At 60.2% G+C, this 10,447-nt stretch carries 10 protein-coding genes; 5 read left to right on the top strand and 5 right to left on the bottom strand.

Translation table 11 applies throughout. The features are described 5' to 3' along the window. The 3 genes from AAC126_RS19955 to AAC126_RS19945 all read left to right on the top strand — a co-directional run. Nucleotides 1–402: M24 family metallopeptidase (locus tag AAC126_RS19955; protein ID WP_339856767.1), on the top strand; the 402-nt coding region annotated here is incomplete at its 5' end. Nucleotides 403–490: 88 nt separating this feature from the next. Continuing rightward, nucleotides 491–1,183: a DNA repair protein RadC gene (gene radC, locus AAC126_RS19950; protein ID WP_339856764.1), complete on the top strand. Its 693-nt coding sequence runs from the start codon at nt 491–493 to the stop codon at nt 1,181–1,183. A gap of 75 nt (nt 1,184–1,258) precedes the next feature. Further along, complete coding sequence (locus AAC126_RS19945) at nt 1,259–1,876, top strand: LysE family transporter (protein WP_339856761.1); 618 nt, start codon at nt 1,259–1,261, stop codon at nt 1,874–1,876. Nucleotides 1,877–1,890: 14 nt separating this feature from the next. On the opposite strand, the gene AAC126_RS19940 is transcribed toward AAC126_RS19945, so the two are convergent. Further along, nucleotides 1,891–3,108, bottom strand: a complete 1,218-nt coding sequence (locus AAC126_RS19940; RefSeq protein WP_339856759.1) for an MFS transporter — start codon at nt 3,106–3,108, stop codon at nt 1,891–1,893. Then, nucleotides 3,105–4,364: an MFS transporter gene (locus AAC126_RS19935; RefSeq protein ID WP_339856757.1), complete on the bottom strand. Its 1,260-nt coding sequence runs from the start codon at nt 4,362–4,364 to the stop codon at nt 3,105–3,107. The genes AAC126_RS19940 and AAC126_RS19935 overlap by 4 nt, the downstream gene beginning before the upstream one ends. A 302-nt stretch (nt 4,365–4,666) precedes the next feature. Between AAC126_RS19935 and AAC126_RS19930 the strand changes: the two genes are divergently transcribed. Continuing rightward, nucleotides 4,667–7,186, top strand: a complete 2,520-nt coding sequence (locus AAC126_RS19930; RefSeq protein WP_339856754.1) for a PAS-domain containing protein — start codon at nt 4,667–4,669, stop codon at nt 7,184–7,186. Between the two features lie 433 nt (nt 7,187–7,619). Here AAC126_RS19930 and AAC126_RS19925 read toward each other — a convergent pair whose 3' ends face one another. The 3 genes from AAC126_RS19925 to mtnA are packed head-to-tail and all read right to left on the bottom strand — an operon-like array spanning nt 7,620 to nt 9,676. Then, nucleotides 7,620–7,865 carry a hypothetical protein gene (locus tag AAC126_RS19925; protein ID WP_339856752.1) on the bottom strand — a complete coding sequence of 82 codons (246 nt, stop codon included), beginning with the start codon at nt 7,863–7,865 and terminating at the stop codon, nt 7,620–7,622. Between the two features lie 30 nt (nt 7,866–7,895). Further along, nucleotides 7,896–8,567 (bottom strand): class II aldolase/adducin family protein, encoded by a 672-nt coding sequence (locus tag AAC126_RS19920; protein ID WP_339856749.1) that lies wholly within the window; start codon nt 8,565–8,567, stop codon nt 7,896–7,898. Continuing rightward, a complete protein-coding gene (mtnA, locus tag AAC126_RS19915) occupies nt 8,567–9,676 on the bottom strand; it encodes an S-methyl-5-thioribose-1-phosphate isomerase (protein ID WP_339856746.1) in 1,110 nt (369 codons plus the stop codon). The genes AAC126_RS19920 and mtnA overlap by 1 nt, the downstream gene beginning before the upstream one ends. Before the next feature lie 154 nt (nt 9,677–9,830). Between mtnA and AAC126_RS19910 the strand changes: the two genes are divergently transcribed. After that, on the top strand, nt 9,831–10,447 hold a 617-nt coding region (locus tag AAC126_RS19910), incomplete at its 3' end, for a lyase family protein (protein ID WP_339856743.1).

Here is a 10,447-nt window from a genome sequence, read left to right as displayed (position 1 = left end):
TATGAAAGCCTGATGCGCGGCATCGCCGTGGTGAAACCGGGCGCCACGCTGGGCGATATCGGCTACGTCATCCAGACCTATGCCGAAGGCGAGCGTTGCTCCGTGGTCCGCGATTTCTGCGGCCATGGCCTCGGCCGGAGCTTCCATGCCGCGCCGAGCGTGCTGCATTACGGCGAGAAAGGCACCGGCCCGGTGCTGCAGGAAGGCATGTTCTTCACCATCGAGCCGATGATCAATGACGGCAAATACGCCGTGAAGATCCTGCCGGACGGCTGGACCGCCGTGACCCGCGACCGTTCCCTCTCCGCCCAGTTCGAACATTCGATCGGCGTGACGGCAGACGGCTGCGAGATCTTTACGGAATCCCCCAAGGGCTATACCAAGCCGCCCTACGCGGACTGATTTTCTCCCGAACAGAAAGCCCTCCGCAAAAACACGCCTCCTCCTTCCATGATCATGTCACTGAGTGATCGAAGGGGAGGCTGCATCCGTGCCACGGGACCTAGTGAGTCCGGACTATAATTCCGGACACCGGCGCCGGCTCCGGGAACGTTTTCTGAAATCCGGACCGGACAAGATCGCGGATTATGAGCTGCTTGAGCTGGTACTGTTCCAGTCTCGCCCGCGCGGGGATGTGAAACCTCTCGCCAAGTCCCTGCTGGATCGGTTCGGCAGCTTCGCCGAAACCATCTCCGCACCGGCTGAGGATCTGATGAAGGTCCGGGGCGTCGGGGAAAGCACGGCGATTGCGCTCACCAGCGTCCGGGCCGCCGCCGTAAGGCTGATGCGGGAGGAAGTGCGGGAACGCGCCGTCGTCTCCTCCTGGGGGCAGCTCATCGCCTATTGCCGGGCCGCGATGGGATTTTCAAAGCGCGAACAGTTCCGTGTCCTCTTCCTCGACAAGAAAAACCGGATCATGGCGGACGAAGTCCTGCAGGAAGGCACCGTCGATCACACGCCGGTCTATCCCCGCGAGGTGGTGGCCCGCGCGCTCGATCTCGGGGCGACGGCGCTGATCCTCGTGCATAACCATCCCAGCGGAGACACCACGCCGTCCAAGGCCGATATCGACATGACCGGTCAGATTCAGCGGGCAGCGGCCGCACTCGGCATCGTACTGCATGACCACATCATCGTTGGCCGGGCAGCGCATACCAGTTTCAAGGCGCAGGGTCTGCTATGAAAAATATCAGTTCAACAAAGCCTGTCCTTTGCGTCTTTAATGTCCGGACTTCTTATTGACCGAAGGAACGTCGTCATGGAACTCCCTCTTATCCTGCTCGCCGCCCTGGTGGCCACCGGAAGCCCAGGCCCCGCCATTCTCGCCATTGCCGGAACCTCCATGACTTCAGGCCGCTCGGCCGGGCTTGCCGTCGCCTCCGGTGTCACGACCGGCTCCTGGATGTGGTCCGCGATGGCCGCCTTCGGCCTCGGCGCGATCATGCTGTCTCATGTCTGGCTATTCGAGACGATCCGCATTGCCGGTGCCGGATACCTGCTGTTCCTCGCCTTTAAATCGGCACGGGCAGCGCTACGCCCCGGCAGTATGGCAATAACCGGGAGGCACATACCGTCCCTGCGGCGGGCCTATGGCAACGGTCTGGCGCTCCATCTCACCAATCCGAAAGCAATCCTGTTCTTTGGCTCCCTGTTCTCGCTTGGCGTCCCGCCCGGCGCAACCTGGGAGCATCTGGCCGTTATCATCGCAGCGGTCGGCATCCAGAGCGCGCTTGTCTTTCACGGCTACGCGCTGCTTTTCTCGAACCCACGCATGATCAGTGCCTATAGCCGTTTCCATCGCTGGTTCGAGGCAGTTTTCGCCTGTGTTTTCGGTGCGGCTGGTCTGAAAATCCTGACCGCCCGATTAGATGGCTGACAGCCCCCACCGTCCTAGCGATGCGCGAGGCGTTTGAGGTTCCAGAGGAAGAAAAAGGCGAGCCCCGCCAGCACGCATGCCAGGGCGAGAGCCGGGTCCGGACCGTAACGCTCCAGAATGCCCCCGAACAGAATGGGGGCGGCGGCAAAGGACAGCAGCATCGGCAGAGACAGCCGGGACATCATCATGCCGTATGCACTCGGATCGAAAAGCTCCAGAGGCAGGGTCGAGCGCACGACGTTCAGAACACCGCTCGACAATCCGTAAAAGACGACAAAAACAGCACCTGCAATCCAGCCGTCGGCAACGGCGAGAACGAGAAAGCCGAGCGCCATCAGAACGGCAGCTTCCAGCCCCGTGCGGATTGGCGAACGCCCGCCGGCAAACAGGAACTCCATCAGACGGGCCGCGATCTGGAAAATACCGATCGAGGCAGCAAGCGCGACGGCTTCCTCATGCGGAATCCGGAGCGAGACGAAAAGCTCCACAACCACGATGGTAAAGCCCCATGTGACGACACCGAGCAGAGAAATCGCGATGGCGAGGTTCAGGAACAATATCCGGTCCCGCCGCGACGCGCTGTCCGTTGCCGCCGCATTACCGCTGTCTGATTGCCGCTCCCGGCCGACAAGACGGCAAACCAGAAGATGCAGGGGAAAACACAGCACGCCGTGAAGCAGTGCATAGAACAGATAGGTATCCCGCCAGCCGACCCAACTTTCCAGCGCGGCGGTCATCGGATAACCGAGGCTTGAGGACAGGCCGGAAATCAGCATCAACCCGGCGATCCAGGACCGGGCGGAGCGGCCGAGAACCGTAACCAGCACCGTATGCGCCGACGTTGTCAGGATGGCAGCACCACCTGCCCCAACCAGCAGCCAGGCCGCGAAATATGTCAGCAGCGAGTTCGAGATAGCCACCATGGACAAGGCAAACATCATGAACAGCGAGCCGGCCGCCATCAGGCGCGCTGCACCGACCGTCCGGTAAAGCCATCCGGCGAGCTGGGATGCAAGTGCCATCGAAATAAGGAACGCACTGCTCCCCGTGACGGCCTCTGTCAGGGTAATTGAGAGATCATCGGCAATTGGCCGGGCAAGGATTGCATGGGTGCTGAAGGTGGACGCCCAGCCGAACAATTGGGTGACGGCAAAGGCAGCAACTATCCCGCTTCGGCGGAGCCGTTCTTTCCGGTCGACCGTCCCCGAACCGGCAGCGCCATCCTGGCTCATCGTGCCGGTTTTCCCACTTCCCGAATGAAACATGCCGCCGCAACGCCGGCCAGACAGCACCAGGGCAGGACCTGAAGGGCGAAGCCGAACGTATCCAGGGAATAGACCCGTGCGCCGTCCACCATCCGGCCGTCCCAGGTCAGATCGAGCAGATAGCCAATGCTTGGTTGCAGCACGGCGCCGCTCCCGACCACGAAGCTGTTGATGATGCCAAGTGTTGCGCTATTGGCCCAGGGCGGATTGTGCTCCCGCGCAACGGCGAAACTGAGAACCATGGTCGAGGAGCCGGCCCCCTGAAGTGCCAATACCGCGTATAACAACGGCAGTGGCATGGCCGGGAACAGTACAATCAACGCCATCCCCGTTGTCGCCAGCAGGCCACCCATCACCATGAATGGCCGGCGCTTGCCGAGCTTGTCCGAGAGCCAGCCACTAAGCGGTGCCCCCGCCCCCCAGCCGAAAAACATGACGGATGCCAAAGCCGCTGCTTCAGGCTTGTCCAGACCACGCGCTTCCATGAAAAACGGCACTCCCCAGAGACCGCCGAAAGCGAGCATCGATCCGGTCATGCCTACGCCGAAGGTCGCCGCCAGCCAGGTCTGGCCATTACTGAGCGCACGTTTCAGTCCCTCAAGCAGCGGCCGTGACGGCTCCACGCCGCCAGACGGTCTGTCCCGTACCGTGAGGAACAGGCAAATCGTCAGGGCCACACCGCCCATCGCGACCCACCAATTTGTCTCGCGCCAGCCGATCTGCTCCACCGCATAGCCGAACGGCCCCTGCCCCAGCACTCCGCCAAGCACGCCAAGCATCTGTGCGAGGCCGCCAAGCAGGGCAAACCGCCCCGGAAACCAGATAGCCGCCACCGACAGCGCGGCGACGAAACTGCAGGCACAGCCCAGACCAATCAGAAACCGTCCGACATAGGCCATCCAGAGCGTATCGGCCCCGGCAAAGACCAGCACTCCGACCGTACAGACCGCGGCGGCACCACTCGCAAGACGGCGCGCGCCAAGCCGGTCAATGGCAACACCGATAGGAATCTGGATGCTAGCATAGACGTAAAAATAGACAGCAGAGAGATTCCCGAGAACCGCGCCACCGACCGCGAATTCACGCATCAGGTCATCGACCATCACCGATGGCGATACCCGGAGCACGAAGGCGTAAAGAAAAAATACCGAGGCAAACAGCCAACCGGCAAGCAGCAGCGCACGTGAAGGCGAGAGAGGCAATGTCTTGGATTCGGCGGTCACGTGGCAGACTCCGGTAACGAAACATTCGCCAATCTCAGTGGCATGGGCCATAGCCACGGTCAATCATTCCGCGAGGCAGAACAGCCGCACTGAATTGTCATCAGTGCCGCCGCGCGTCACACTTCTCTCTCAACTACCGGAGGTTTTGTGCTGAAGAGCAGTCCAAATAGCGCCACCGACGCTCGTAACGGGCCGTCAGCACAACAATAACGCGCGGGCCTGCACACTAAACGTTAAGATTCACGCTTTATAATTTACCTTGAACCGCTTTAACAAAGCTTCAGCAGAATCTGACCGAGACCATGGAAGCAAACGTTACGGACCATCACATATTTTCGTCCGTGATCGAAAATGTGAGCCAGGGCCTCAGTTACTTCGATCAGAACCTCAATCTGGTTGTCTGTAACCGACGTTATCTTGATCTGCTTGGTTTCCCGCATGAGATGGGAACTCCGGGCACACCGATTACCGCATTCTTCCGACTTAATGCAGAGCGCGGCGAATACGGCCCCGGAGAGATCGAAGATCTCGTGAATGAGCGGCTTGCACTGGTGCGCCAGACAGAAGCACACAGCTTCGAACGCGAACGGCCGGATGGTACGATCCTGCGTATTAAAGGCACCCCCATCTCCGGCGGCGGGTTCGTCACGACCTACGATGATATTACCGAGCTTCGGAGATCCCAGCAGGCGCTTGAACACTCGAACGATCGGCTGGATGAGCTTATCTGGGAGCGCACAGCCCGGCTGCAAAAACGGGAAAACGATCTCTCAGCCCAAACCAAAGCTCTCGAGACCATCCTTGAAGCGGTGAATTACGGCATTACGCTGTTCGATCGTGAATTAAAGCTGGTGGCAGCGAACCGTCAAACCTTCGACATGATGGATCTTCCCCAGGAATTGAACCGGCCAGGAACACCATTTGAGGACATCACCCGGATTCTGGCCACACGCGGCGAATACGGCAAAGGCGATGTAGAAAAACAGGTCCAAGAACGGGTCACCCTGGCTAAAAAATTCGACCACCTTCGCTACACCCGAGAACACCCAAACGGTAATATCTACGAGATCTGGAACCGGCCGGTCGAGGGCGGGTTCGTAATCACGATTGTCGACATCACGGAGCAGAAACAACAGGAAACTCTCCTGCGCGCAAATAACGAAGAACTCGCCGAGAAATCCTTAGCTCTCGAAACCATCCTGGAAGCAGTCAGCTACGGCATCTCGCTGTTCGACAAGGACCTCAACCTGGTCGCCGCGAATCCGCAGGCGTTCAATCTGATGGCCGTACCGCATCATTTCAATCAACCGGGCCGCCACTTCACCGAATTCCTGCGCTACCAGGCGGCAATGGGTGAATTCGGGGAAGGCGATATCGACGAGATTGTCGAGCGACATGCCGCAGCGGCCGCCCGGCCCGAATCATATACCTCGATCAGGCAGCGCCGGGACGGGACAATCGTCGAGGTAAACCGCCGTCCCATCGAGAACGGGTTCGTTGCGACCTACCGGGACGTCACCGACGAAAAACGGCTCGAAGCCCTGCTCCGCTCAACAAACGAAGAGCTGGAAAAGCGGGTAGAGGAACGGACCTCCGAGCTGAACAATCAATTGCGCGAGACGGAACGCGCGGAAGCGGAGATGCGGGAGGCAAAGAGCCGGGCCGAACATGCCGACAGGGCAAAATCGGACTTTCTGGCCCGCATGAGCCATGAAATCCGAACGCCCCTGAATGGCGTCATCGGCCTCAATCGCATCCTGGCGGATACAGGCCTGACTGAAAGACAGGCCTGTATCGTAGCCAAGGTTCGCTCTTCCTCCGATGCATTGCTGAATATCGTGAATGATGTCCTAGATTTTGCAAAGATCGAGGCCGGTCAGCTCGAGATTGAGGAAATCCCTTTCAAACTTGGTGATATCCTGGAGCGCGTCACATCCATCGCCGCACCGCGCGCAGAGGAAAAAAATCTATCCTTTGAAGTGATCTCCGACGGAGCCGAGGATATGCAATTCCTCGGAGATCCGTTCCATATCGGCCAGATCCTGACTAATTTTTGCGGCAACGCCGTGAAATTCACCGATACCGGCTATGTTCGCCTGACTGTGACGCCCGCGCCCGAACAAGATGGCGTCAGGCAGGTCCAATTTTCCGTCTCCGATAGCGGGATCGGTATGGGGCAGGATGTTGCAGACAGAATCTTTATTCCTTTCCATCAGGCGGATGCATCGACAACACGCCGGTTTGGCGGAACAGGCCTTGGGCTTGCGATCAGCCGGGACCTCGCACATTCAATGAATGGAGAGGTCCGGGTCGAGAGCCGGCCTGGTCATGGCAGCACGTTTCATCTCGAACTGCCCTTGCGGCCGCTTACCGATGAAAGTGCCATCCCCCTACTAAACGCCGACCGTGACTGGCGCGCGGAGTGCAATGGCCTCCAGATCCTGCTGGTGGAAGACAATGCGATCAACCGCGAGATAGCGACAGTGCTGCTTGAAGGTGCCGGTATCACCGTGACATCCGCCGAGCATGGCGGGGAAGCCGTTGATATCATGTTATCCGGCACGCCGCCGAGGATCGATGCCGTCCTGATGGATCTGCAAATGCCGGTGATGGATGGCCATGAGGCAACCCAGCGCATTCTGGCCGATCCCAGATATCATGACCTCAAGATCATCGCGCTGACCGCCCACGCGGTCGCCGAAGAGATCGAAAAATGCCGGGCCGAAGGCATGTGCGGGCATATAACCAAGCCTTTCGAGCCCGAAACACTGTTCCGGCATCTGGCGGAATGCTCTGCCTGCTCCGGGTCGGATTGCCGCTAAACGGTAATATCGAGAATAGAGCCCCGGGGCAGGTCCGCACTCACCTCTTCAAGGGGAATAGCTCTCTGGCGCTGCGGGGTGCGTTGACCCGCATTTGGGTCCGTGCTGCTCAATTCCTGCGCGAAACGGCTGGTTGCCGGATCCAGGGACTGGTCAGCATTCCGCCGACCATCAACCCCGCCGGGTTGGGCCGGAATCTGTCTCTGCCCGGCCGGAACCGGTATCAGAGGAACGTTGTTTATCGGACCAATAGCCATACCAACCCTGATCACTCAGGCCGGTCTCCAGTCGGTATTCTGGCGGAAACCGGGCAAATAATCCATCACCCTCATGGTGTGTGAATTATTTATATTGGATTTTAGATAAATATGTCAATTATGCATAGAATAATTCATGCCTCAAAGCGCACCCTTTGCTGAATGAGCCCAATCACTCAGCTCCGGTCTTCAGGTGGTAACGCCTTGTTTTTCAAGGATCTGACAAACCCCACCGGATCCTGCAACGGGTCATGCTCCGCCGCCGCATCCCGCATGGACTCGCTGAGATGCCGTCCGGCATTTTCCAGTTTCGGCTTCGCCCGGACATAAACTTCCGACGCCATATCCGTCGCGCGCTGCTGCACTTCCGGATTTTGCATGATTCGCCGGGCTGCTGCCCATATGAGACTTTTACCGATCATTGAACAGCTCCCTACCCTACCGACATGGGGTCAACGCCCACCATATCCAGTAACACCGAATTTCTGGGCAACCTTTTCGATCTCTTCATCCGGAAGAATCGCCGGCTGGCCGATCTGCAAAGCCCGCCAGTACATCGCGGCCAGGGTTTCCGCTTCCTGGGTCAGGGCCAGCCCACGCTCCAGGTTAGGGCCCAGCACGATCAGGCCGTGATTGCCAAGCAGGCAGGCCTTGCGGCCGTCCAGCGCCGTCAGCGCGTGGTCGGACAGCTCCTGGGTGCCATAGGTCGCATAGGGGGCGCAGCGGATCGTCGGACCACCGAACAATGCGATCATGTAATGAAAGGCCGGTATCTCGCGATGCAGGCAGGCCAGCGTGGTCGAGAACATGCCGTGGGTATGAACGATGGCCCCCGCATCCGGGCGGGCCCGCATGATGTCGAGATGGAAGCGCCATTCACTGGAGGGCTTGTGCTTGCCCTCGACGTTCCCCTCCAGATCCATCCGCACGATGTCTTCCGGTGCCAGCCTGTCATAACGGATGCTGGACGGCGTCATGAAGAAACCTTCCGCCGGATCGTCCCCGCAGCGCACGCTGACATTACCGGATGTGCCCTGGTTCAGGCCCATCGCGTTCATGCTCAGGCAGGTATCGATCACCTCCTGCCGCAGCGCGCGTTCAGCCTTGCCTATTTTCACAGTCATTAATCCTCACCCGCCTGACGCATTTCCGGGAACAGCCGCAGCAGCCCCTTCTCACTCGGCTCCGCGAGACCGCGTTCCGTCAGCAAACCGGTTACAAGACGCGCCGGTGTCACATCGAAGGCCGGGTTCGCCGCCTTGCTCGTCTCCGGCGTGATCGTCACCGTGGCGACCTTACCATCCGCAAGGCGCCCGGTGATTTCCGTCACCTCCCGGGCATCGCGCTCCTCGATCGGAATGTCGCGCACCCCGTCCGCGATGGTCCAGTCGATGGTCGGGGACGGCAGGCCAACATAGAACGGCACGCCGTTATCGTGGGCGGCCAGCGCCTTCAGATAAGTGCCGATCTTGTTGCAGACATCGCCTGCCCGCGTGGTCCGGTCGGTGCCGGTGATCACCAGATCGACCATGCCGTGCTGCATGTAATGCCCGCCCGCATTGTCGACGATCACCGTGTGCGGCACGCCATGATTGCCCAACTCCCACGCCGTGAGGCTGGCACCCTGGTTGCGCGGCCGGGTCTCGTCCACCCAGACATGCACAGGAATGCCCGCATCGTGCGCCAGATAGATCGGCGCGGTCGCCGTGCCCCAATCCACCGTCGCCAGCCAGCCCGCATTGCAGTGGGTCAGAACATTGATAGTCTCGCCCGGCTTCTTGCGGGACTGAATATCCTTGATTACCGTGAGACCAGCCTCGCCGATGGAGCGGTTAATCTCCACATCCTCGTCACAGATTTCGCCCGCCAGCGTGAAGGCGGCATCCGCCCGCGCCTCCGGTGCAAGAGGGCCGAGCTTTGTCCGCGCGGCATCAAGCGCCCAGCGCAGATTGACCGCCGTCGGCCGGGTCTCATACAGCCGGTCATAGGCGTTCGACAGGCCCGCGTCGGAGGAATCCTCCCGCATGGCCAGCCACATACCATAGGCGGCCGTCGCCCCGATCAGCGGTGCGCCGCGCACCAGCATCGCCCTGATCGCATGAGCTGCGTCGGTCAGGGTTTCCAGCCGGGCGATCTCGAAAAGGTGCGGCAATTTCGTCTGGTCGATGATCTCCACCGCCTTGCCGTCCGGCGCCGGCCAGATCGTGCGATGCGGCTTGCCGTCGATCTTCATGGATACGCTCCCTCTTGAGCTGTCTTCTTAACTGTCCGCCCGCAGCGTGACTCCAAGCGGCGGCAATGATAAAACCCCGCCTGCCTGATTGCCATCACGCATTCTGGTACGCATTCCGGCACCAATCGCACGCAGCTGTCACCCGAGGATACACATGATCCCGCGCTATTCCCGCCCCGAGATGGTCAAGATCTGGGAGCCCGAGAACAAATTCCGCATCTGGTTCGAGATCGAGGCGCATGCCTGCGACGCACAGGCCGAACTCGGCGTGATCCCGAAGGAAGCCGCCAAGGCTGTCTGGGAACGCGGCAATTTCGATATCGCCCGGATCGACGAGATCGAGCGCGAGACCAAGCACGATGTCATCGCCTTCCTGACCAACCTCGCCGAATATGTTGGCGACGAAGCCCGCTTCGTGCATCAGGGCATGACCTCCTCGGACGTGCTTGACACCTGCCTCGCGGTGCAGCTCACCCAGGCGGCCGACCTGCTGCTGGCTGATCTCGACGCCCTGCTGGCAGCGATCAAGCGCCGCGCCTTCGAGCACAAGATGTCCCCGACCGTCGGCCGCAGCCACGGCATTCATGCCGAGCCGTTGACCTTCGGTGTGAAGCTGGCCGGTTATTACGCCGAGTTCGACCGCAACCGGACCCGTCTGCAGGCTGCCCGGGCGGAGATTGCCACCTGCGCCATTTCCGGCGCCGTCGGCACCTTTGCCAATATCGATCCGCGCGTCGAAGAGCATGTGGCCGAAAAGCTCGGCCTCGTTGC

Origin of the sequence: uncultured Nisaea sp. (assembly GCF_963974195.1) — a bacterium.
Lineage (GTDB): Bacteria > Pseudomonadota > Alphaproteobacteria > Thalassobaculales > Thalassobaculaceae > Nisaea.
Note: the sequence above shows the minus strand (reverse complement) of the source record. Positions and strands in the feature narration are given on the sequence as shown.

What these genes read in the sequence shown, in the direction of transcription:
- AAC126_RS19920 (WP_339856749.1), bottom strand. Translation starts at nt 8,567, where the DNA reads ATGACTGTGAAAATAGGCAAGGCTGAACGCGCGCTGCGGCAGGAGGTG.
- AAC126_RS19925 (WP_339856752.1), bottom strand. Translation starts at nt 7,865, where the DNA reads ATGATCGGTAAAAGTCTCATATGGGCAGCAGCCCGGCGAATCATGCAA.
- AAC126_RS19940 (WP_339856759.1), bottom strand. Translation starts at nt 3,108, where the DNA reads ATGAGCCAGGATGGCGCTGCCGGTTCGGGGACGGTCGACCGGAAAGAA.
- AAC126_RS19930 (WP_339856754.1), top strand. Translation starts at nt 4,667, where the DNA reads ATGGAAGCAAACGTTACGGACCATCACATATTTTCGTCCGTGATCGAA.
- AAC126_RS19945 (WP_339856761.1), top strand. Translation starts at nt 1,259, where the DNA reads ATGGAACTCCCTCTTATCCTGCTCGCCGCCCTGGTGGCCACCGGAAGC.
- mtnA (WP_339856746.1), bottom strand. Translation starts at nt 9,676, where the DNA reads ATGAAGATCGACGGCAAGCCGCATCGCACGATCTGGCCGGCGCCGGAC.